The sequence below is a fragment of the Methylobacterium currus genome (genome assembly GCF_003058325.1).
In the GTDB taxonomy this organism is placed as follows: Bacteria; Pseudomonadota; Alphaproteobacteria; order Rhizobiales; family Beijerinckiaceae; genus Methylobacterium; species Methylobacterium currus.
This window is the reverse complement of the sequence record NZ_CP028843.1, coordinates 5,058,594-5,080,877: the sequence shown is the minus strand read 5'-3', so window position 1 is coordinate 5,080,877 and position 22,284 is coordinate 5,058,594. Positions and strand designations below refer to the sequence as shown.

Annotated in this window: 19 protein-coding genes; 9 read left to right on the top strand and 10 right to left on the bottom strand. The window is 72.5% G+C overall.

The annotated features are described in order from the left end of the window. Positions 1 to 75: 75 nt before the first annotated feature. A complete protein-coding gene (locus tag DA075_RS23470) occupies positions 76 to 1,956 on the top strand; it encodes a sensor histidine kinase (protein WP_099956758.1) in 1,881 nt (626 codons plus the stop codon). Continuing rightward, positions 1,953 to 3,293, top strand: a complete 1,341-nt coding sequence (locus DA075_RS23465) for a sigma-54-dependent transcriptional regulator (protein ID WP_099955275.1) — start codon at positions 1,953 to 1,955, stop codon at positions 3,291 to 3,293. The genes DA075_RS23470 and DA075_RS23465 overlap by 4 nt, the downstream gene beginning before the upstream one ends. Before the next feature lie 4 nt (positions 3,294 to 3,297). On the opposite strand, the gene DA075_RS23460 is transcribed toward DA075_RS23465, so the two are convergent. The 8 genes from DA075_RS23460 to DA075_RS23425 form a co-directional block, all read right to left on the bottom strand. Beyond that, entirely contained in the window at positions 3,298 to 4,308 is a 1,011-nt protein-coding gene (locus DA075_RS23460) for an extracellular catalytic domain type 1 short-chain-length polyhydroxyalkanoate depolymerase (RefSeq protein ID WP_099955274.1), read from the bottom strand. Between the two features lie 200 nt (positions 4,309 to 4,508). Then, positions 4,509 to 5,420 carry an outer membrane protein gene (locus DA075_RS23455; protein ID WP_099955273.1) on the bottom strand — a complete coding sequence of 304 codons (912 nt, stop codon included), beginning with the start codon at positions 5,418 to 5,420 and terminating at the stop codon, positions 4,509 to 4,511. A 204-nt stretch (positions 5,421 to 5,624) separates the two neighbouring features. Beyond that, on the bottom strand, positions 5,625 to 6,950 hold the full coding sequence (locus DA075_RS23450) for a bifunctional folylpolyglutamate synthase/dihydrofolate synthase (protein ID WP_099955272.1): 1,326 nt from the start codon (positions 6,948 to 6,950) through the stop codon (positions 5,625 to 5,627). Between the two features lie 180 nt (positions 6,951 to 7,130). After that, entirely contained in the window at positions 7,131 to 8,084 is a 954-nt protein-coding gene (accD, locus tag DA075_RS23445) for an acetyl-CoA carboxylase, carboxyltransferase subunit beta (RefSeq protein WP_099955271.1), read from the bottom strand. 49 nt (positions 8,085 to 8,133) lie between these two features. Then, positions 8,134 to 8,955, bottom strand: a complete 822-nt coding sequence (gene trpA, locus DA075_RS23440; protein ID WP_099955270.1) for a tryptophan synthase subunit alpha — start codon at positions 8,953 to 8,955, stop codon at positions 8,134 to 8,136. Between the two features lie 107 nt (positions 8,956 to 9,062). Beyond that, positions 9,063 to 9,995, bottom strand: coding sequence for an ABC transporter ATP-binding protein (locus tag DA075_RS23435; protein ID WP_099955269.1), 933 nt, complete (start codon positions 9,993 to 9,995; stop codon positions 9,063 to 9,065). Between the two features lie 100 nt (positions 9,996 to 10,095). Beyond that, the gene (locus DA075_RS36755; protein WP_164712469.1) at positions 10,096 to 10,431 is read right to left on the bottom strand and encodes a hypothetical protein; all 336 of its coding nucleotides are present in this window, start codon (positions 10,429 to 10,431) and stop codon (positions 10,096 to 10,098) included. Between the two features lie 175 nt (positions 10,432 to 10,606). Continuing rightward, positions 10,607 to 13,099 (bottom strand): GumC family protein, encoded by a 2,493-nt coding sequence (locus DA075_RS23425; RefSeq protein WP_099955268.1) that lies wholly within the window; start codon positions 13,097 to 13,099, stop codon positions 10,607 to 10,609. A gap of 195 nt (positions 13,100 to 13,294) precedes the next feature. Between DA075_RS23425 and DA075_RS23420 the strand changes: the two genes are divergently transcribed. The 6 genes from DA075_RS23420 (at position 13,295) to DA075_RS23395 (ending at position 18,747) form a co-directional block, all read left to right on the top strand. Then, complete coding sequence (locus tag DA075_RS23420) at positions 13,295 to 13,867, top strand: polysaccharide biosynthesis/export family protein (RefSeq protein ID WP_099907610.1); 573 nt, start codon at positions 13,295 to 13,297, stop codon at positions 13,865 to 13,867. Between the two features lie 177 nt (positions 13,868 to 14,044). Then, entirely contained in the window at positions 14,045 to 15,265 is a 1,221-nt protein-coding gene (locus DA075_RS23415) for a glycosyltransferase (RefSeq protein WP_414468090.1), read from the top strand. 183 nt (positions 15,266 to 15,448) lie between these two features. Further along, positions 15,449 to 16,984 carry an undecaprenyl-phosphate glucose phosphotransferase gene (locus tag DA075_RS23410; RefSeq protein ID WP_099955266.1) on the top strand — a complete coding sequence of 512 codons (1,536 nt, stop codon included), beginning with the start codon at positions 15,449 to 15,451 and terminating at the stop codon, positions 16,982 to 16,984. 574 nt (positions 16,985 to 17,558) lie between these two features. Further along, positions 17,559 to 17,843: a hypothetical protein gene (locus tag DA075_RS23405; RefSeq protein ID WP_099955265.1), complete on the top strand. Its 285-nt coding sequence runs from the start codon at positions 17,559 to 17,561 to the stop codon at positions 17,841 to 17,843. A gap of 144 nt (positions 17,844 to 17,987) precedes the next feature. Next, on the top strand, positions 17,988 to 18,326 hold the full coding sequence (locus DA075_RS23400; RefSeq protein ID WP_164712468.1) for a curlin repeat-containing protein: 339 nt from the start codon (positions 17,988 to 17,990) through the stop codon (positions 18,324 to 18,326). 70 nt (positions 18,327 to 18,396) lie between these two features. Further along, positions 18,397 to 18,747, top strand: a complete 351-nt coding sequence (locus DA075_RS23395; protein ID WP_123834405.1) for a hypothetical protein — start codon at positions 18,397 to 18,399, stop codon at positions 18,745 to 18,747. Positions 18,748 to 18,753: 6 nt separating this feature from the next. On the opposite strand, the gene DA075_RS23390 is transcribed toward DA075_RS23395, so the two are convergent. Continuing rightward, positions 18,754 to 19,815, bottom strand: a complete 1,062-nt coding sequence (locus DA075_RS23390; RefSeq protein ID WP_099955262.1) for a CsgG/HfaB family protein — start codon at positions 19,813 to 19,815, stop codon at positions 18,754 to 18,756. Between the two features lie 183 nt (positions 19,816 to 19,998). On the opposite strand from DA075_RS23390, the gene DA075_RS23385 reads away from it, so the two are divergent. Next, positions 19,999 to 20,361 carry a hypothetical protein gene (locus tag DA075_RS23385; RefSeq protein WP_099955261.1) on the top strand — a complete coding sequence of 121 codons (363 nt, stop codon included), beginning with the start codon at positions 19,999 to 20,001 and terminating at the stop codon, positions 20,359 to 20,361. Between the two features lie 28 nt (positions 20,362 to 20,389). Here DA075_RS23385 and DA075_RS23380 read toward each other — a convergent pair whose 3' ends face one another. Beyond that, positions 20,390 to 22,264 (bottom strand): serine/threonine-protein kinase, encoded by a 1,875-nt coding sequence (locus DA075_RS23380; protein ID WP_099955260.1) that lies wholly within the window; start codon positions 22,262 to 22,264, stop codon positions 20,390 to 20,392. Positions 22,265 to 22,284: the final 20 nt, after the last annotated feature.

Here is a 22,284-nt window from a genome sequence, read left to right as displayed (position 1 = left end):
CCGCAACGCGGGCCCGGATACGGTGCGGAAATCCGCCACCATCCGGAATCCGGCCCGCCGCCCCGCGGGGCGGCCGTGACCGGTTGGCGCGCGCTGCCGCGCTCCCCGGCCCTGCCGTGGCTCCTCGGCCTCGCGGCGGTGCTGGCTGCCGCCCTGCTGGCCGGCCGGTACGCCGAACGGGCGGCGCTGGCGGACCTTCGGCGCTCGGCCTCCGCGACCCTGGCGCTCCACGTCGCCGCCTTCCGCAGCGAGATGCAGAAGCAGGGCTCGCTGCCGCTGGCGCTCGCCAGCGACCCGGAGATCGCCGCGGTCGTCGGGACCGCGCCGGATCCGGCTTTGCTCGCCCGGGTCAACGACCGCCTGGCGGAGATCGCCCGGGCCTCGGGGGCGGCCGTCATCTACGTCATCCGCCAGGACGGCACCGCGGTCGCGGCGAGCAATGCCGGCGAGCCGGGCAGCTTCGTCGGGGCGACCTACGCCTTCCGGCCCTACTTCCAGCAGGCGCAGGGCGAGGGGGCGGGGCGGCAATTCGCGCTGGGCACCGTCAGCGGCCGGCCGGGCCTCTATCTCAGCCGCCGGGTCGCCGGCCCGGAGGGGCGGACCGGCGTCGTGGTGGTCAAGGTCGAGTTCGACGGCATCGAGACCGCCTGGCGGCAGGGCAGCGAGACGGGCGGGGAGAGCGTGATGATCACCGATCCCCGCGGCATCGTGCTGGTGGCGAGCGAGCCGGCCTGGCGCTTCGGCGCCCTGCGGCCGGTGCCGGACGAGGAGCGCCGGCTGATCCGCGAGCGGCTGGAATTCGGCGACGCGCCGCTCCAGCCCCTGCCGCTCCATCCGGCGGCGGACGGCACCCTGGTGCGGGTCGGCAACGGCGCGGAGCCGGCGCGCCTGGCGCTCCCCCTCGACGCCCCGATCCCGGGCACGACCTGGCGTTTGCATACGCTCACCCGGGTCGGCGTCGCGGTCGGGCGCGAGCGGGTCCAGGCCCAGGCCATCGCCGGCCTCGTGGTCGGCCTCGCCTCCTTGGGCCTCGCCGAGATCGTCGGCCGGCGCCGGCGGGTGCGGGCGAGCCTCGCCGAGGCGGCGGCGCGGCGCACCGAGCTGGAGGAGCGGGTGCGGGCGCGGACCCAGGCCCTGACCGAGGCCAACCGCAAGCTCAAGGCCGAGATCGCCGAGCGGCAGCTGGCGGAGGCCGAGCGTCAGCGGCTCGGGCGCGAGCTCGCCCATGCGGGCCGCCTCGCGGCGCTCGGCCAGTTCGCCGCCAGCATGGCGCACGAGGTCAACCAGCCGCTCGCGGCGATCCGCTCCTACGCCGACAATGCCGGCATCCTGATCCAGCGCGGGCGCTTGGCCGAGGCGACCGAGAACCTCTCTGCCGTCGGCCGCCTGACCGAGCGCATCGCCGGCCTCACCCGCCAGCTGAAGGGCTTCGCCCGCAAGGCCTCGGGCCGGCGCGACCCGGTGGCGCTCACGGGCGTCGTGCGGGCGAGCCTGGAGGTGGTGGAAGGACGGCTGGCGGGCATCGATCTCGCCCTCGCCCTGCCCGAGCCGTCGCCTTATGTCCTGGGGGAGGGGCCGCGGCTGGAGCAGGTCGTCGTCAACCTGGTGCAGAACGCCCTCGACGCCGTCGCGGGCGTGAACGAGCCACGCATCGCCGTGACGGTGCGGGTCAACGGGGGAAGCGCGGTGCTGGAGGTGAGCGACAACGGGAGCGGTCTGCCCGAGGGAGGCGCGTCGATCTTCGACGCGTTCTTCACCACCAAGGCCAGCGGCCTCGGCCTCGGCCTCGCCATCTCCCGCGGCATCGTCGAGGATTACGGCGGCGCCCTGTCGGCCTGGGCGTCGCCCGAGGGCGGCGCCCTGTTCCGGGTCGAGCTGCCGCTCGCGCCCGCCGCTGCCGTTTCGGGAAGCAATGCGGCTCGGGGAGCCGATGCGGCTCGGGGGGCCGCCGCATGAGCGCGCCGTCGCAACGCGTTGTCTTCGTCGACGACGAGGAGGAGGTGCGCCGGGCCAACGGCCAGAGCCTCGACCTCGCGGGCTTCGCCGTCGAGACCCATGCGGATGCCGAATCGGCTTTGCGGGCGATCCTCGCCGACCCGCCGGGCGTCGTCGTCACCGACGTGCGCCTGCCGGGTCTCGACGGGCTCGGGCTGTTTTCCGCCCTCCAGGAGGCCGATCCCGAACTGCCGGTGATCCTGATCACCGGCCACGGCGACATCACCATGGCGGTGCGGGCGATGCGCGCCGGCGCCTACGACTTCCTGGCCAAGCCCTACCCGGCCGAGACCCTGGTCGCCTCGGTGCGCCGCGCCCTGGAGCGTCGCGCCCTGGTGCAGGAGAACCGCTCGTTGCGGGCCCGGCTCGACGCCGCGGTGGCGGAGGACCCGGCCTTCCTCGGCGTCTCGCCGGCCATCACCCGCCTGCGCCTGTTCGTGCGCGAGGTGGCCGAGGCCGATGTCGACGTCCTCGTGCTCGGCGAGACCGGCTCCGGCAAGGAGGTGGTGGCGAGCGCGCTCCACCGCTGGAGCCGCCGGGCCAAAGGCCATTTCGTGGCGATGAATTGCGGGGCGCTCCCCGACACCGTGGTGGAGAGCGAGCTGTTCGGCCACGAGGCCGGCGCCTTCACGGGCGCGCTCAAGAAGCGGGTCGGGCGCATCGCCCATGCCGATGGCGGCACGCTGTTCCTCGACGAGATCGAGAGCATGGCGCTCAATATCCAGGTCAAGCTCCTGCGGGTGCTCCAGGAGCGGGTGGTGGAGCCGCTGGGTACCAACGCGGTCCAGCCGGTCGACATGCGGGTCGTGGCCGCGACCAAGATCGATCTCGGCCAGGCCGCCGCGCAGGGCACGTTTCGCGATGATCTCTATTATCGCCTGAACGTCGTCTCGGTGGCGATCCCGCCCCTGCGCGAGCGGCGCGAGGACGTGGCGCTCCTGTTCGAGCACTTCCTGCGCAAGGCTGCCGCCCGCTTCAACCGCGAGCCGCCGCCGGTGACCCCGGCGATCCGCGAGCATCTGAGCCGGCACGACTGGCCCGGCAACGTGCGCGAGCTCGGCCATTTCGCCGAGCGCTGCGCGCTGGGCCTCTCTCCCACCGGCCCGGCCCAGGCCGAGCCCGCGAAGGCGGCGACGCTGGCCGAGCAGATGGACCGCCACGAGCGCAGCCTGATCCGCGACGAGCTGATCATGGCCGGCGGCGACGTCCGGGTGGCGGCCGAAGCCCTCGGCACGCCACGAAAAACCCTCTACGACAAGATCGCCCGCCACGGGCTCGACCCGAACGATTACCGGTGAGGGGTCATCCCCGCCGGGGATGCTTTTGGAAGAACCGCCACATCTCCCGCGTGGCGTCCGGCCCCTGCGGATCGGTGTAGCTGCCCTCCGGGCTTCCGCCGGACCAGGCGTGGCCGGAGCCGTGGATCACCCAATGCTCGAAGGCCGGGCGGCCGGCAGAATCGGCGTAGAGGCTGTGCGCGAAGGCGCGGCCGCCCGGGGCCTGTCCCTCCGCGCGCCGGATCAGGCGGCCGCCGGCCGCGGCGATCAGCGCCTCGCCGTTCCTCGGGTTCACGGTGCCGTCCCGGTCGCCGTGGAACACGATGGTGGGGAGCGGAGGCGCGGTGCCGGCGGCGCCGTTGCGCATCGCCGCGATCGCCCCCGGCAGGTCGCGGGCGGCGAGCGCGCACAGGCCCGAATGCACCCCGACCGCCGCGTAGAGGTCCGGGTAGGCCGTCGCGACATTGGCCGCCGCGGCGCCGCCGGCCGAGAGACCGGCGATGAACACGCGCCGCGGATCGACCGCGTAGGCCCCCATCACGGTGCGGGTGATGCCGGCGATCACGCCGGTCTCGCCGCGGTCGCGATCCTGGTCGGCGGGGCTGAACCAGTTCCAGCAGCGGCCCTGGTTGGCGCTCCGCGTCTGCTCCGGATAGGCGACCAGGAACGTCTCGGATTCCGCCAGCGCGTTCATGGCCGTGCCGGCGGCGAAATCCTCCGGCGATTGGGTGCAGCCATGCAGCATCACCACCAGCGGCGCCGGCCGGCCGCGATAATAGCCGCCCGGCACGTAGAGGCGATAGGCGCGCTGCCCCGGCGCCCCTGAGAAGGTCTCGGACAGGAAGCGCCCGGGCGAGGGCGGCGCCGCGCCGGGACGGGGCCCCCGCAGCCGGTCGCGCAGCCGCGCCAGGCCGTCATCGGCCTGGTGGGCCAGATCCTGCAAGCCCCGCGGCAAGGCCGCCCAGGCGCCGCCGAGATCGCCGGACCGGAGGCGGCGGGCGATGTCCGCGAGGGCGTTGGGCCGCGTGTCGCGCATGGTGCGGGGTCTCCGGCGGGGCGTCCCTGTGGGGAGCCATGATTCGCCAGCGTGCCGGAGCCGCAGCCCGGCTTCAACGAGGATGAGTTCGCCCGTCGGCGGCGTCGGTCCCCTCACCGGCGCGCGAGCCGGGTCGACAAACGCGAAGAGCCCGGCCGTGAGGCCGGGCTCCGTTCCGTCAGGTGACGGACGATCGGATCTTAGTAAGAGCCGAACTTGTAGTTCAGGCCGGCGCGGACGACCGCGAACTCGGTCTCGCGACGGTACAGGTTGGCCGGGCCGACCGACACCACGCCCGGCGAGAACACCGAGTACTGGGTGCCGTTGGTGGTCTGCGCGAACACGCCGTTGTTGCGGTTGCCCTGATCCAGGTTCACGTACAGGCCTTCGACCTTCAGGGTCACGGCCGACGAACGGAAGAAGTTCAGGAACGAGTCGGTGGGCAGAGCGTACTCGACGCCGCCGCCGACGACCCAGCCGGTCTGGAAGTTGTCGGAGGAGCTGTTCGGCAGGCCGAAGTCGCGACCGCCGCCCGAGCCGTAGGCGAAGCCGCCGGTGGCGTAGACGAGGGTGCGGTCCCAGGCGTAGCCGAGACGGCCGCGCACGGTGCCGAAGAAGTCCAGGCCCGAGATGCCGTTCGGGTTGAACACCAGGGTGCCGGGCACGATGCCGCCGCCCGGAGCGGTGGCGAAGGCGTAGCGGTTGCGGCTGCGGCCGAAGTCGACGTACTGGGCGTCGGCCTCGATGCCGACGACCACGCCCGAGCCCGGGGTGAACTGGTAGTTGTAGCCGATCTGGCCGCCGCCGACGAAGCCGTCGTTGCTGTTGCGGTTGTCGAAGGCGAGCACGCCGGTGGTCGGAACGCCGGCGGCGGTCACGAACACGGTGTTGCCGAGGGTGGTGCCGGCCGGCACGCCGACGACGGTCGCGGCGCGGGTGTCAGCGGTGTTGAAGCCGTAGCCAGCGTTGAAACCGGCGTAGAAGCCCGTCCAGGTGAAGACCGGCACCGGCGTGAAGACCGGCGGCGGAGCAACGCGACGCGGCAGGTCCGCGGCCGAGGCGGCGGCGGTCAGCGCGGTGAAGGCAGCGAAAGCACTCAGGAGTTTCTTCATGATGGTCCCCAGCAGGTTCCCCGATCGAAGCCAAGCTAGACCATTTCCGTCGCGCACGATGTAGCAGTTCAGCCACATCGGTGTGGCAATGACACGGCTGGCGGTCGGAGGACCGGACAATGTCAAGCCTGCCGGCAAACCATCCCGCGGTTCCCACTCATATACCGGTATTACATGCCCCAGCGTCAGCTAAAACGGAAGGGATCAGGTCGGCGGTGTGCCGTTGGCGGAGAGAGCGGCCCCGGCGAGGTAGAGTGAGCCGCAGATCAGCACCCGCGGCGGGCGCTCCCAGGCGCGGTCGCTCAAGGAGACCAGTGCCGCCTCGAGACTCGGCGCCGTCGCAGCGCTCAATCCCACCCGCCCGGCGATCTCCGCGACCTCCTCGGCCGGTCGTGCCGCCATCTGGCCCGGCAACGGTACCGCCACCAGGAAGCGGGCGAGGCCGGCGAAATTGGCCAGGAAGCCTTCCGCATCCTTGGTGCCGAGGAGCGCTGAGACGAGCACGAGCGGCGCGTCGCCGCGCTCCTGCAGGTCCGCCATGGCGGCGGCGAGGATGCGCCCGCCATCGATGTTGTGGCCGCCGTCGAGCCAGAGCTCCGAGCCCGGCGGGACGAGGCCGGCGAGCCGGCCCCGGCGCAGGTGCTGCAAGCGGCCCGGCCATTCGATGGCGGAGAGCCCCGCCTCGAAGGCCTCGGTGCCGATGTCGCCGAAGCCGGCGGCGCGCAAGGCCGCGATCGCCGTACCGGCATTGACGATCTGGTGGCGCCCGGCGAGCCGCGGCCGCGGCAGATCGAGGAGACCGTCCTCGTCCTGGTAGACCAGCCGGCCGCGCTCCTCGTGGGCGGAGAAATCCTGGTTGCCGACGAAGATCGGTCCGGCGCCGATCGCCTCGGCCCGGGCGCAGAGCACCGCGTCGGCCTGGGCGTAGTCCTGCGGGGCGATCACCGCGGGGCAGCCGCGCTTGAAGATGCCGGCCTTCTCGCCAGCCACCGCCTCGACGGTGTCGCCGAGATATTCGGCGTGGTCGCGGCCGATCGGCGTCACCACGGCGCAGGCCGGCCGGTCGATGACGTTGGTGGCGTCGACCCGGCCGCCCAGGCCCACCTCGAGCAGCAGCACGTCGGCGGGCGCCTCGGAGAACAGCAGCAGGGCCGCCGCGGTGGTGATCTCGAACACCGTGATCGGTGCGCCGGCATTCACCGCCTCGCAGCGGGCGAAGGCCTCCGCCAGCCGGTCCTCCGGCACGAAGCGGCCGCCGCCGACGGCGCCGAGGCGGATGCGCTCGTGGAACCGCACCAGATGGGGCGAGGTGTAGACATGCGCCGAGAGGCCGCCGGCCTCCAGGATCGCCCGCATGGTGGCGATGGTCGAGCCCTTGCCGTTCGTCCCCGCCACGTGGATCACCGGCGGCAGGCGCCGCTCCGGATGGCCCAGGGCCGCGAGCAGGCGTTCGATCCGGCCGAGGGACAGGTCGATGGTGCGCGGGTGCAGGGCGAGGAAGCGCGCCATCAGGGCGTCGGAGGATTCCATCGGCGTTCTCGCGGGGGCTCGACCTGGCTTCCCGCCGGTCGGGCGGCGGGGCGCGAGAGAGGATCAGAGGCGGGGCGGGCCCGCAAGCCCGACGAAGTCGGGACCAAGCCGGCAAGCCCGACGAAGTCGGGACCAAGTCCGCAGGCCCGACGAGCGATCGGGACGGGCCTGCCCGGCGCCTCACGCCGGCACGGGCTTGGCGTCGGCCTTGGTGTCAGGCTTGGCGTCCGGCTTCGCCTCCGCCCTGGCCTCGGCCTGCGCTGCCGCGCTCTCGGCCGGCACCTGCATCAGCAGCCCGCACAGGCGCGCGATCGTGCCCTTCAGGTCGCGCCGGTGCACGACCTGGTCGACCATGCCGTGCTCCTTCAGGTACTCGGCGCGCTGGAAGCCGTCGGGCAGCTTCTCGCGGATGGTCTGCTCGATCACCCGCGGGCCGGCAAAGCCGATGAGCGCCCCGGGCTCGGCGAGGTGCACGTCGCCCAGCATCGCGTAGGAGGCGGTGACGCCGCCGGTGGTCGGGTTGGTCAGCACCACGATGTAGGGCAGGCGGGCGCTGTTGAGCCGGCGCACCGCCACGGTGGTGCGGGGCATCTGCATCAAGGACAGGATACCCTCCTGCATCCGCGCCCCGCCGGAGGCCGCGAACAGCACGTAGGGGGTGCGCTTCTCGAGCGCCGTCTCGGCGCCGCGCACGAAGGCCTCGCCGGCCGCCATGCCGAGCGAGCCGCCCATGAAGCCGAAATCCTGCACCGCCAGGGTCATCGGCAGGCCCGAGACGCGCCCGAAGCCGACCTTGAACGCGTCGGTCATGCCGGTCTTGGCGCGGGCGTCCTTGAGCCGGTCGACGTAGCGCTTCTCGTCGCGGAACTTGAGGGGATCGGCCGCCACCTCGGGCAGCGGCACGTCGAGCCAGGTGCCCTGGTCGAACATCAGCTTCAGGCGCTGCTGCGCGGTGATGCGCAGATGGTGCTCCGAGCCCGGAATCACCCAGCCATTGGCCTCCACCTCCTTGTGGAACACCATCTGGCCGGTCTCCGGGCACTTCACCCAGAGGTTCTCCGGCGTCTCGCGCTTGAACAGCGTCTTGATCTTCGGGCGCACGACCTCGGAGATCCAGTTCATCGCCTCGACCATGATCGCTCCTCGGCCGTCGGGTTCGTATCAGCGGATATGGGGATGGTGCTCAGCGGGCGCGCACGCCGGCGGCAAGCTCGCGCACGAGGCTCGTCACCGCCTCGACCAATCCGGCCTGGGCCCGGCCTTCGCCGTCGAGGGAGCCGGCGAGGGAAGCGACGATCGCCGAGCCCACCACCACGCCGTCGGCGGCGCGGGCCAGCGCCGCGGCGTGCGCCCCGGTCTTGACGCCGAATCCCACCACCACCGGCAGGTCGGTGTGGCGGCGGATGCGCTCGACGGCGCCGGCCACGACGCCGAAATCCGGGGTCGCCGTGCCGGTGATGCCGGTGATCGACACGTAGTAGACGAAGCCCGCGGTGTTCGCGAGCACCGCCGGCAGGCGCGCCTCGTCGGTCGTGGGCGTGGCGAGCCGGACGAAGGCGAGGCCGGCCGCGATCGTCGGCAGGCAGAGTTCGTCGTCCTCCTCCGGCGGCAGGTCGACCACGATCAGCCCGTCGATCCCCGCCGCCTTGGCCTCGTCGAGGAAGCGGGCGACGCCGTAGATGTAGATCGGGTTGTAGTACCCCATCAGGATCACGGGCGTGGCGGCGTTCTCCTCCCGGAAGCGGCGCACCAGGTCCAGGGTGCCGGCGAGCGTCTGCCCGCCTTTCAGCGCCCGCAGGCCCGCCGCCTGGATCGCCGGACCGTCCGCCATCGGGTCGGTGAAGGGCAGGCCGAACTCCACGATGTCGGCTCCGGCCTCCGGCAGGGCGCGCAGCACCCGGAGCGAGGTCTCGGCATCGGGATCGCCCGCCATCACGTAGGTGACGAGGGCGGCGCGGTTCTCCGCGCGGCAGCGGGCGAAGGTGTCGGCGAGGCGGGTGGACATCGGGGGCGACCTCGGAGGCGGCGCTGCGCTCGATAAAAGAGAGCGTGCGCCGCGGACGGGCGGAACGGATCGCCGCGCCTACACCATCGGGGGCCGCAGATAAAGTTTCACGCCGGCCGGCCGCCTTCCGCGGCGGCGCGCAGGGCCGACAGCGTCACCGCGCCGTCGCCGATCCCGACCCGCTCCTCCCCGCTCGCGAGCATCAACGCCAGGGCATCCTTGAGGGAGGCGTCGGGGGACAGGCGGGGCGCGTCGCCGGCGGGACCCGGCTCGGCGTGGTCGCGGGCCGGCAGCAGGGAGAGACGCCGCAGGAGCCGGTCGTCGCCGACGAATTCCGCCGCGAAAGCGTCGGCGGGGGCGGCGAGGAGGGACGCCGGCGCCGCGACCTGGACGAGGCGTCCCTCCCGCATCAGCGCGACCGTGTCGCCCATCCGCACCGCCTCGTCGATGTCGTGGGTGACCATCAGAACGGTCTTGTCGAGCCTCCCCAAGATCCCCCGGACCTCGTCCTGCAGGCGGGTGCGGGCCACCGGATCGACGGCACCGAACGGCTCGTCCATCAGCAGCACCGGCGGATCGGCGGCGAGTGCCCGGGCGACGCCGACGCGCTGGCGCTGACCCCCCGAGAGCGCGTCCGGGCGCCGGTCGCGGAATTCGCCGGGGTCGAGTCCGACGAGGTCGAGCATCGCGTCGACCCGCTCGGCGATCCGCGCCCGCGGCCAGCCGAGGAGGCCCGGCACCGTCGCGACGTTCTGGGCGACCGTGCGGTGCGGAAACAGCCCGACGCCCTGGAGCACGTAGCCGATGCGACGGCGCAACCCGATCGGGTCGAGGCCGGCGACGTCCCGCCCCTCGACCAGGACCCGGCCCAGGCTCGGCACCACCAGGCGGTTGACCATCTGCAGGGCGGTCGACTTGCCGCAGCCCGACGGGCCGATCAGCACGCAGGTCGCGCCGGCCTCGACCGCGAGGTCGAAGGCGTCGAGCGCCGGTCGGGCCTGCCCGGGATAGGTCTTGGCCGCGCCCTCGAAACGGATCATCGGCGCATTCCTGGTTGGGAACCTTGCCTGGTCGGGACTCTCGCCTGGTCGGGATCCCGTCCGGTCGGGACTCTCGCCTCGGCGTGGCTCTCGGCCTTGCTCAGCAGCCGTGGCAGATCGACCCGAGGGTGCGCTTCATCCTCACGTCCCAGGCCTTGTCCCGGGCCGCGGTGGCGGCCTGGGCCTTGCGCTGAGATTCTGCCGAATCGGCCTTTGCGACGGCCGGCTTGGCCGCGGTCGGGCCGACAGCGGCAGGACCCGCGCCATCGACCCGGCGGGGCTGGCGCCGGCCGGCGGCGGGGGACGCCGGCGCCGGCGCCGCCTCCGGCGCGGCGACGCCCGCGGGCGTCGACCCGAGCGGGGCGGGCGTCTCGGTCTGCGCCGCGGCGGTACCGGCGGCGAGGGCGAGGAGGGCGGAGGCGACGAGGAGGCGCATGGTGGGCTCTCGGGGGCGCCCGCCTAGGTCGCGGGGCGCCGAAAAGGGGACGATCCCGCCACCTTATGCATTTTTCCACCGCGAGGGACACCGGCGCCGATCGGCGCATCCGGCGGCAGGGCCCCGTACCGCGGCGCGCGGGATTCCCTGTCGCCGCGCGGGACGGGGCGCCCGCTCAGGCCGACCGGCGCAGCGGGTAGGACGGCATCGGCACCTCCGCCGGCGCCCGGTCCCGGGCGACGATCACCTCCGGCACGCCGGCGGCCTCGGCGGCGTCGTACAGGCCGACGAGGCGCGGGTCGTCGGCCTCGGCGTTCGAGGCGATCACCACGGCGTCCATCCAGGCCGAGACCGCGCTCACCAGCGGCCGGGTCTCGGCAGAGAAGCCGTCGCCCAGGCAGGCGATCACCCAATCATAGGCCTCGCCGAGGGCGTCGACGGTGAGCCCGAGGGCGTCGCGCGCGGCGATCAGCGTACCGACCTCGCCGCGGCCGCGGCCGATCAGGTTCAGGCGCGGGCCGGCATCGGGCTGGATCACCGTTGTGAAGTCGGCGTGGCCGGCGACGAGGTCGATGAGGCCCGGGCGGGAATCCTGCGGCTCGTCGAGGCGCACCAGGAGCGCGCGGCCGTGCAGGGAAGCGGCGAGGCCGAGGCTGCGGGCGAGGCCGTCGAGATCGGTCTCGCCTCCGGTGCCGACGAGGAGCAGTCGCCGGCCGCCGCCCGCGGTCTCGATCGCGTCGAGCCGCGCCACCAGCACGTCGAGGTCGTAGCGGGCCTCGAACGGCAGCCGGGCCGGCACCATGCTTGCGACAGGGGGGGCTTCGACCGGCTCCGCCGCCGCGGCAGGCGGGACCGGATCGGCGGGCGCAGGCGGCGGCGGCACGAGGTCGGCGGACGCCGCCGCGAGCGGCGCCGGCTCGACGGCCGGGGCCGGCTTCGCGTCCAGGACCGGCGCGGCCGTGAGAGCCGGCACGGGGGCCGCCGCCTCCGGCTCGGACGGCGCGAGGGCGGAGGCCGCCGCGGGCGTGGCCACGGCGACGGCCGGCGCCGCCGCGAGGGGGGCTTCCGGCTCCGGCTCGATCCGCGGCCGGCGCAGGGGCGGGCGGCCGCGCCCGCGTCCGGGTGGATCGCCGGCGAGCAGCGCCCTGGCGACGATGCTGCCGATGGCGAACAGGAAGGCGATCACCGTGGCGAAGAGGACGATCGGCAGCTTCTTGGGGAAGGACGGCAGGTCGGGCACCACCGCGCGCGAGACCACCCGGGCATCGGCCGGGGCGGCGCTCGCCGCGTCGCGGGCCGCCGCCTCGCGGAAGCGGCCGAGATAGGATTCGAGCTGCTCGCGCTGGGCCTTCGCCTCGCGCTCCAGGGCGCGCAGCTCGACCTCGTCGCCGTTCGCCTTGGCGACGATGCCGCGCTGCCCGTCCACCGTCGCTTGCAGGCTCTCGACCCGGCTGCCGGCGATGCGGGCATCGTTCTCGAGCGTCCGCACCGCGCGGTCGGCGGCGGCGCGGATCTGCGTCTCCAGGCCCTCGAGCTGGGCGCGCAGCTCCTTCATCCGCGGGTGCTGCGGCAGCAGGGTGCGGGCCTCGAGGGCGAGCTGCGCCTTCAGGCCGATGCGCTGCTCGACCAGGCGGCGGATCAGCTCGTTGTTGGCGACGTCCGGGATCTCGAAGCCGCGGCCGTCCTTCAGCATCTCGCGGATCAGCTTGGCCTTGGCGCCGGCATCGGCCTGGGCGGCGCGGGCCTGGGTCAGCTGGGTCGAGAGCTCGGCGAGCTGCTGCGCCGCGAGCGGCTGGTTGGCCGCGCCGCCGCTGCCGATCAGCCCGTTGCGGGCCCGGAACGTCTCGACCTTCGCCTCGGCCTCCGCGACGCGGCTGCGCAGGGTCTCGATATTGGTGCCGAGCCAGGTCGAGGCGTAGCGCGCGGTGTCGACCTTCGCGGCGGCGAGCGAGGAGAGGTAGAGGTCCGAGATGGTGTTGGCGGCCTTCGCGGCCAGCTCGGGATCCTTCGAGCGGAACTCGATCGTCAGGATGCGCGACTTGCCGGCCGGATAGACCAGCAGCCGCTCGAAGTACCGTTCCAGCACCCGGTCGACCGGCTCGCGCTCGAGGGGGTTCTGGGCGAGGCCGAGCATCACCAGCACCTGCTGGAGGCCGCCGACGCCCTGGACCATCGGGTCGAATTCGGGGTTGCCGACGAGGCCGAGGCTCTTGATCGCCTCGCGGGCGATGTCGCGGGACATCACCACCTGGACCTGGCTCGCCACCGCCTGCTCGTCGATCGGCTGGGGCAGCTCGCCCCGGTCCTGCTGCAGCCGCGTCAGCGCGCTGTCGCGGCTCTCGAGCAGGAGCTTCGCTTCCGCGGTGTAGCGCGGGGTCACGACCTGCACGAAGGTCACTGCGAGGCCGAAGGCCGCCAGGGTCGGCAGCAGGATGACGAACCAGCGCCGCCCCAGCAGGCGGCCGACATCGCCGAGGGTCAGGCCGTCCTCGTTCCCGCGCTCCCGGGTCACCGCATCGGGGCCATCCTCCCCGACTGCCTGCGAGCCGTTGGACCGCGCCTTGGACCGGTCGGAAATCTTGGACCTGGAATCCTTGCCGTCCCGGCCGGCCAGGCGGTCGGGCAGGCGGGCATGCGACCGCTCGGCGAAGGGAAAGACGCGGGGCATTGCGGACCGTCGGTGAGGAGGCGGGGTCTGGCCCGGACCGGGCCCTGCCGCCAGCACACGCGATTAAGGTTGCTGCCCAGTTAAGACGTGGGTCCCCACCGACAATCGCGGCCGGGGTCAGGTGAGGGTTCATTAACCACGGCACTCTACGCCTGGGGACAAGATCACGGATACGAGCTGAACTGGCCGGAAGCGATGAACCGACGCGCCCTTCTCACAGGCCTGGCGACCACGCTCGCGCTCGGCGGCTGCCTGCGTCCCGAGTACCGCACCGCGCTCCTCGACGAGACCGGCACCGGCTCGATCGGCGCCGCCTACTCGCTCGCCGCCGGCGACCGGCTGCGGGTGATCGTGTTCGGGCAGGACAACCTTTCCAACATCTACGCGGTGGACGGCGCCGGACGCATCGCCATGCCGCTGATCGGCCCGATCAAGGTCGCCGGCGGCTCGACCGCCCAGGCCGCCCGCGCCATCGAGGCCCGCCTGCGCGACGGCTACGTGCGCGAGCCCCACGTCACGGTGGAGGTCGAGGTCTATCGTCCGTTCTTCATCCTGGGCGAGGTCACCACCTCGGGCCAGTACCCCTATGTGAGCGGCATGACGGTCGAGACCGCGGTGGCGATCGCGGCGGGCTTCGGCCCCCGCGCCGCCCGCGACTACGCCGTGCTCACCCGCGAAGGACCGACCGGCCTCGTCTCCGGCATCGTGCCGATGACCTATCCGGTCCGCCCCGGCGACACGATCGTCGTCAAGGAGCGCTGGTTCTGACACGCGGCGGCGCCCGTACAATCGACGACTTGCGCCAGCCAACGGTTAACCAAGGCCTCACTCACCGCGAAGCGGAGTGATCGTCCCGCCGGTCGCTTAACCTCATGGCCACATGCCTGGGGCGAGATGACGACAGCCGCCTGCCGCGGCGCCGTCATTCGTTTCGAGGACATGCCCGTGGCCGGCTTCGAACTTCGCCTCGCCGCCGATCCCGCGCCGCCGGAGGCTGCGCCGCCGGAAGCTGCCCCGGCTTTCCGGCGCGAGGCCTCTCCGCGGGAGCGGATCCTGCATGTCTTCCGGGCTCCGGTCGGCGGCCTGTTCCGCCACGTCGTCGACGTCGCGCGGCTGCAGGCGGAGGCTGGCCACGCGGTCGGCCTGTTCTGCGACGCCAGCACCGGGGGGGCCCGGGCGGATGCGATGCTGGCCGAGATGGCGCCGCACCTCTCCCTCGGCGTCACGCGCCTGCCGATGCGTCGCAACCCGCATCCGAGCGACCTCGCTGCGCTGGCCGCGCTCTCCGGCATCGTGCGCCGCCTGAAGCCGACCGTGCTGCACGGGCACGGCTCCAAGGGCGGCCTGTTCGCCCGCCTGGCGCCGGCCGGGGGCGGGGAGGGGCCGGTGCGGGCCTATACGCCGCATGGCGGCAGCTTCAACTACCGCCCGGGCACGGCGCTCCACCGCCTCTACATGCTGGCGGAAGGCCTGCTCACCCACCGCACCGATGTCTTCCTGTTCGAGAGCGACTACATTGCCGGGCGCTACCGGGCCTATGTCGGCCCGACCGACCGGCTGGTGCGGGTGGTGCACAACGGCATCGCGACCGCCGAATTTGCCCCGATCGTCGCGGGCCCGGACCCCTTCGACCTCGTCTATATCGGTGAGCTGCGCGAGGCGAAGGGCGTGCCGGTGCTGTTCGAGGCCCTGGCCCGCCTGCGCCGGGAGCAGGGGCGGCGCCTGACCCTCCTGGTGGTCGGCTCGGGTCCGCACGAGGCCGCCCTGCGCGACCTCGCCGCCGCGCTCGGCCTCGCCCGGGACGTGCGTTTCGAGCCGCCGCAGCCGATCCGCGCGGCGTTGAGCCGCGCCACCGTGATGGTGGTGCCCTCGCTCGCCGAGTCGCTCCCCTACGTGATCCTCGAGGCGGCGGCTGCGGCCCAGCCCCTGGTCTCGACCGATGTCGGGGGGATCCCGGAGATCTTCGGCCCCGCCGCGCCGACCCTTGTTCCGCCGCGCGACGTCGCCGCCCTCGGCCAGGCGATCCTGCGCAAGGTCGACCAGGACCCGGCGCAGCGCGCCAGCGAGGCGGCGGCGCTCAGCGCCTTCGTCCGCGGCCGCTTCTCGATGGACCGGATGGCCGAGGATGGGCTGGCCGGCTACGCCGCCGCGCGACTCCGCTGCTGAGCACGGCCCAGGCCGTGCAGGACCAACGGCCATCGCGGCGGAGGCCGCGCCGATGCCGCCTATTTTCCACAATCCCGACGCGGTCGGCTTAAGCCTTCCCTCAAGGCTGTCCGGCAGGATCGCAATCCTAAGCCCCGGCGGATGCGGAGTTTTCGCCGTCGTGACCGAGACCGGAACCGTGCCATGAGTGCGTTCGACGTCCGTGACATCCTCAAGACCGTGGCGGCCGAGCAGGCCGGGTCGCAGGGCCGCCCGATGCCGCCGCGCGAGGCCGTGCCGCCTGCCGAGACGATGGTGCCGGTCCAGCCGGGGCCGGTCGTCTCGCCGGTGGTCTTCACCGGCTGCGTCCGGGCGTTCGAATTCGTCCTCGTGGCGCTCGCGGGCCTGTGCGCCCAGCGCTGGCTGCTCGCGGGCGTGGTGCCGCTCCATCTCGGCTACGTCGCGACGATCCTCGGGCTTTCCGCCCTCACCGTGGTGGTGCTGCAGGCCCTCGGCGCCTACGGCATCCGTGCCTTCCGGGCCTTCTTCACCGTCGGCGCCCGAGTCGTGCTCGGCTGGTCGCTCGTGATGCTGCTCGCCGCGACCGGGCTGTTCCTCGCCAAGCTCGGGGACCACTATTCGCGGCTCTGGCTGGTGAGCGTCTATGGTGGCGGCCTGGCGCTGCTGCTGGTCGAGCGGCTGGCGCTGTCGCTGGTGGTGAGCGTGCAGACGCGCCGCGGCCGCTTCGACCGGCGCGTCGCCATCGTGGGCGGTGGCGAACCGGCCGAGGCGCTGATCCGGGCGATCGAGGCGCAGGGCGATTCCGGCCTCAAAGTCGTGGGCCTTTTCGACGACCGCAACGACGGCCGCTCGGCCGACGTGGTCGCGGGCTACCCGAAGCTCGGCACCGTCAGCGACCTCGTCACCTTCGCCCGCCGCACGAAGGTCGACCTGATCGTGTTCACGCTGCCGATCTCGGCCGAGGCGCGCATCCTGGAGATGCTGGCCAAGCTCTGGGTCCTGCCGGTCGACATCCGCCTCTCGGCCCACGCCTCGAAGCTCCGCTTGCGCCCCCGCAGCTACTCCTATCTCGGCTCGGTGCCGGTGCTCGACGTGTTCGACCGGCCGATCGCCGACTGGGACGTCGTGGTCAAGGGCGTGTTCGACCGCGTGGTCGGGGCGATCCTGCTGGTCCTGCTCTCACCGGTGATGCTCGCGGTCGCTCTCGCCGTGAAGCTCACCTCGCCGGGCCCGGTCTTCTTCCGGCAGAAGCGCCACGGCTTCAACAACGAGGTGATCGACGTCTACAAGTTCCGCTCGATGTACATCGACCAGTGCGACTACGCCGCCGCCAAGGTCGTGACGAAGGGCGACCCGCGGGTGACCCGGGTCGGCCGCTTCATCCGCAAGAGCTCCCTCGACGAACTGCCCCAGCTCATCAACGTGGTGAAGGGCGACCTGTCCCTCGTCGGGCCGCGCCCGCACGCCATCCAGGCCAAGGCCGCCAACACCCTCTACGACCAGGTCGTCGACGGCTACTTCGCCCGCCACAAGGTCAAGCCAGGGATGACCGGCTGGGCGCAGATCAACGGCTGGCGCGGCGAGACCGACACCAGCGAGAAGATCCAGCGCCGCGTCGAGCACGACCTGTACTACATCGAGAACTGGTCGGTGTTCTTCGACCTGCAGATCCTGGCGATGACCCCGCTGGCCCTGTTCAAGACCGAGAACGCATATTGACGCATGCGCGCCCCGGCGCGGCCCCTCACGAAGGCGGGGAATCCCGTCACCGGCTGTGAGTGCAGTCCGGCGTCAGGTCCTCCTCGCCGGACAGGCCCATGCCGGTGCGGCGGCGACGGTGTTCCTCCGCCGCTCGCCTCGGTCGACCGACATGGCCCGAAAAACTACGCATGACCTCGGCATCGCAACCGTGCTGATTGTTTCCGATTGGCGCATGAAGCGTAGACGATAATCGGCCGATCGATTTCGCGAAAATCCATATTCGACCGCCTGTTCATCGGCGGGCGAGGGAAAGCATGGTTGTAATATAAATAAAAAAGTTCAGTCGATGTCATGATTCTGATCCATGTCGATGTTTCGTCGGTCGGGGAAAAGTTCGGCCAGTCGGCGCCGATCCCCGCCTTGATCGATCCCGGCGCAGAACTGTCGTTGAGGCATAAAATCGTTTGCCCGCTCCAGTTGCAAGTCCTCTCGATTGCATAACCGTTAAAAGATCGTTAATGACGCTGGTATCGTCGCACGGCGATGACACAAGGCTCGCGTCTAAAGCGGTCGTACTCGGAGGACATGCAAGATGTATCTGCGCATTCTCGCCGCCGTTGGTGTTGCCTCCCTGGTGACGGCGACCGCCGCCGTGGCCGGCAACACCGCTATCATCAACCAGAACGGCGTGTATAACGGTGCCTATACGGGGCAGCGCGGCCAGAGCAACACCGCCATCACTTACCAGAACGGCACGTTCAACGGCGCCGGCATCCGCCAGCGCGGTCCCGACAACGCCGCCGGCATCAGCCAGTACGGCTACTCCAACGGCGCCCGCGTGATTCAGACGGGTCCGCGTCCGAGCTACATGCCGTAGGGGCTCGGATCGCGATTCCGCCAACGCCGCGCCGGGCTCGGGAGCGGCGTCCGGGCCATCGCGACGGCTCGCCGCCACGGGCGGCGGGCCCACTGCAGCGGGAGCGGCATGCCGGGAGCGAGTGCCATGTGGGCGCCGGAATTCATGAGAGCGCTTGGTCCGGCGGGACTCGGTCCGCCTGCAAGGGGCCTGCGGGCCTTCGGCGTGCTGGCCGGGCTGGCGGCGGGCCTCGCCGCGGGCGCGGCCGCCGGCCAGACCCTGACCATCACGCAGATGCGTCAGGCCAACGTCTACGGCACCGTCCAGGTCGGCCCGCAGGTCCGGCCGACGGACGTCACGCAGGTTGGCCGGGCGAACATGGTCGGGATCATGCAGGCCGGCGCCAACCCACGCGCGAGCGTCACCCAGACCGGACGTGCGAACGCCGCCTTCATCGGCCAGTACGAGAACATCCTTCCGCGCGGCGCCCTTCGCATGCCGTGACCGGTGCGGCCGCGGACTGGAATCTTTACCCGCCCGCGCGACCCTCCCGGCCTGTTCGCGGGAGTGATCGATGACGCGTACGATGATGGTCGCCTGCCTGGCCGCCTGGGCGCAGCTTCACGCCGGGCGCGCCGAGGCGCAGGCTGTCGCGGTGCAGCAGACCAGCGCGCGCAACTACGTCTACGTCATCCAGGAGCGCAATCCGTTCTACAGCCGCTCCAGCACCCTGACGGCGACGACCGGCCGGACGACGGTGACCGAGATCGTGGCGATCGGTCCTGATCCGGCGCCCCTGAGCATCCGCCAGACCGGCGTGGCGAACCGGGCGACGGTCTACCAGCTCGGCGCCGCGCCGAACCTCGACATCCGCCAGCAGGGCGCCGTGAACGCGGTGCGCAACCAGCAGACCGCGATGCCATGACGGGCGTCACCGCATCGCCAGCCGCGCGGTATCGTAGGCCGCGATCACCGTCGGGGCCGGTATGCCCTCGACAAAGGTGCCCCGGAACTCGGCGAGGCGCCCCGCGGGGGCGAGCGTCCCGGCCGGTGCCGCGTCGGAGACCTGCGCCGGCGGCAGCGCGGCGACGGGCAGGGGCGTCGCCTCGGACCGGCGCACACCGTCCGGCTTGCGGATGGCGCGGGCCAACGGCTTGCGGTCGGAGGCCGGGGTAGGGGAGGGCGGAACCTTGCGGATCCAGATGCCGCGCTCGCTACCCTGGCGCACCAGCTCTGAGACGCCGGCCTCGATCGCCTCGCGCACCGCGGTCTGCACCGCCTCCTGGACGCTGCCGGAGACCTGGGCGTCGAGGACGCGGCGACCGAGCACGCGGGTGACGCTGGCATTGCCCCCCGCGGTCACGATCGGGCGCGACGCGTTGATCGAGGTGACGACCACCCCGTCGCGCACCCGCACCAGGCGCAGGTTGACGGTGACGAGGTCCTTGCTCGCACTGAGGCCGCCGCCATAGCCCGCGTACAGCGCGTTGGCGGCGACCGCCTGGGTCGGCGAGTCGTAGGAGACGACGCCGCCGGTGACGATGTACTCGGCGAACTTCAGCGGGTCGATCAGATCCTTGGGATCGCGCTTGAGGAAGGCGTAGGTGTCCTGGATCAGCTTGCGCTCGCGCAGCAGGCTGTCGAGGTAGCCGCGCTCGACCACGTTGAACCAGCACCCCTGACCGGCGGTCTTGAGCGCGTCGACCAGGATCGTCGAGGCGCCCTGGGTGATGGCGCGGGAAAATTCCGGGAAGCCGACCCGGGCGGAGGACTTGTTCTGCCCGGTCAGGTCCTGGAAGTCGTAGACCGCGACGTTGAGCGGCGCCGCCGGGGCCGGCGGCAGGGCGGCCAGCTCCTGGCCCGTCATGGTGAGGTTGCCGACCGCCGGGCGGATCCCGAGCGAGCCGGTATAGTCGTAGCGCGCACAGGCCCCGAGGAGCGACGGCAGGCCGAGGAGCGACAGCCCGAGGGCGAGGGAGCGCATCCGTCTCATCACGATCGACCTCGCGCCGTCCCGGCGTCACCATGAGATGTGTCTCATGGTTAATTCAACAGTAAGATTAATTTATCATGAAACATGACGAGGCGGTGGATCGTTGATGCATCGCAACACGGGCCCCGGGTCGAAGCAAGGTGGCCTGTCGTTTTACGGTTCATTCATCTTTGGGAGAAGGCCATGTCGTCGCACGGACCGCGCCTGTTCCATTTGGCGGCACTTACCCTGGTGGCAGTCGCCCCGGCGGTTCTCGCCGCGACGGAGGCCGTCGCGCAGGCCGTGCCGGCGACAAACGACGTCGCCAACTGCACGCTGATCGCCGATCCGACGGCCCAGAGGCTGTGCCTGGAGAGCGCGCGGCAATCGCGACCGGCCGCCACCTTCGACCCCACCGCCCAGAAGCAGCGGGCCGAGCGCCGCCCGCCGCCCGGCCGCGACGCCCTGAGCCCGGTGCCCAAGGCGACCGGCGGTGCCGGCGCGAAGCCCGCCGCCACGAGCCCGGAGAGCTACCGGGAGACGAAGTGGCGGCTGCAGATCCCGTGACCGGATCGCCGGGGCGAGCCGCGAGCGCTCACTCCGCCGTGGCGTTCACGGTCAGGCGGTCGAAGATCTTGCCGGGGCTGGGAGCGGTGCTGAAATCCATCAGCCCGAGCCCGCCGGGATCCTTGGCGGCGGCGCTGACCGAGAGGCGGCCGGGCTTGACGACGAAGCGCGACACCGCCTGGCCCAGCGCCTTGGCGGAGGGCGAGCCGCCGAGGACCGCCGGGATCCCCAGCATCGCGGCGGTGCCGTATTCGCGCTGCAGCTCCTCGGGCTTCAGGCTCTGGGCCTTGGCCTGCTGATCGACGAAGCGCTGGAACAGGCCCCCGTTCTCGAGGGTGAGCGCCAGGGACTTGGCGCTGGCGCCGAGAAGCGCCAGGGAGGAGACCATCGGCTCGGGGTCGAACACCTCCTTGCCGATCCCGCCGATCGTGCCGGTGATCCGCGCGGTGCCCATGTCCTTGCCGGTGAAGGTCACGTCCCGGAAGGTGACCTCCCGGGTGGCCTCGTCCCAACGGGCGTCGACGGTGCCGGAGAGATCGAGGGCGGTGTAGCCAAGGCCCGCCAGGTCGGCGAGGACCGGGGCCGTGGTGCCGGGCGGGACCGCGCAGGTGAAGCCGTCGAAGGCCAGGCGCGAGGCGGTCGGCACGCCGTCGCGCGGCTCGCTCATGGCGAGGTCGGCGCTGCGCACGGCGAAGCGCATGGGGCCCGAGGCGGCCAGCGGATCCCGGGCTGAGGCCTGCGCCGGCAGGTCGACGTCGAGGTTTTCCAGGGCGAGGCGGCCGAGCCCCGGGGCATAGCGGCGCAGCTCGGCCTGGTCGAGCGGGCCGGCGGCGGCGCGGCGCAGGCCCTCCAGCACCGGCTTGAGCGACAGGCCGGAGAGGGTCAGGCCCTTCAGGGCGACGCGGCCGGCCGGGGCATCGACCGACAGGCCCTCGGCCTTCATCCGGCCCGCACCCTCCTCGGTGCCGTAAGTGATCCGGGCAAGGCTCGCCTGGATCGGGCTCGGCTTGGGGCCGCCGCCGGGCGCCGCGAAGGTAATGCCGCCGATCTCCAGCCCGCCGATGCTGATTCCGTCGAGCAGGTCGGCGGCGAGGCCCGACAGGCGGGAGCGCTCCGGCCCCTCCATTCGGCCGGTTCCTTGGCCGGCGCCCTCCGCCAGAGCCCGAACCGACTCCGCCCACGGGATCGTGGTCGGCCGGCCGACGAGGTCGCGGGCGTCGATGCGGGCGATGCGCAACGCCGCCCCATCGGGGCCGGTCAGGGCGATGTCCTCGGCGGTGACGCCGCCATAGACGCGGATCGGCGCCGCATCGGGACCGCCGGGCTCGGTGAACAGGCGCGCGAGGCCGGCCAGATCGACCTCGCGGGCGTTGAGCCGGCCATAGGCGCCGGCGGCGTCGGGGCCCGGCCCCTCGACCGTCAGGACGGCACCGCCGGCCTCCAGCGTGCCGATCCGGCCCGCCGCCACGTCCCGGGCGACGACGTCGTGATAGACCGCGACCTGCACCCGCCCGCCGGCCGGCTGCTCGACCCGCAGGACCGGGATCACGATCTCGCGGGCGGAGAGCTTCTCGAGACGGGTCCGCCAGGGCGCGGGACCTGCCGGGTCGAGAATCGCCCGCGCCTCATCCCGCGAGAGCGCGGTGCCGCGCAGCTCGAGCTTCGGCGCCTTCAAGGTGACGGGCCCGAGCGGCAGCACGACATCGTCGAGGGCGACCGAAGCGCCCGGGGCGACGGCGCCTTGGGCCACGGCGTCCTGGGTCGGCGTGCCGGGAGTCGCAGGACCCTGAGCCTGCGCCGGGCCGGCGAAGGGCGGCACTGCCGGCAGGGCGGCCGTCAGCGTCGCGCAGGCGAAAGCGCCGAGCGCGGCCCGGGCCACGCCCGTTGTCGAGAAGCGGGTCATGGCGGAGCGTCCCGGAATCG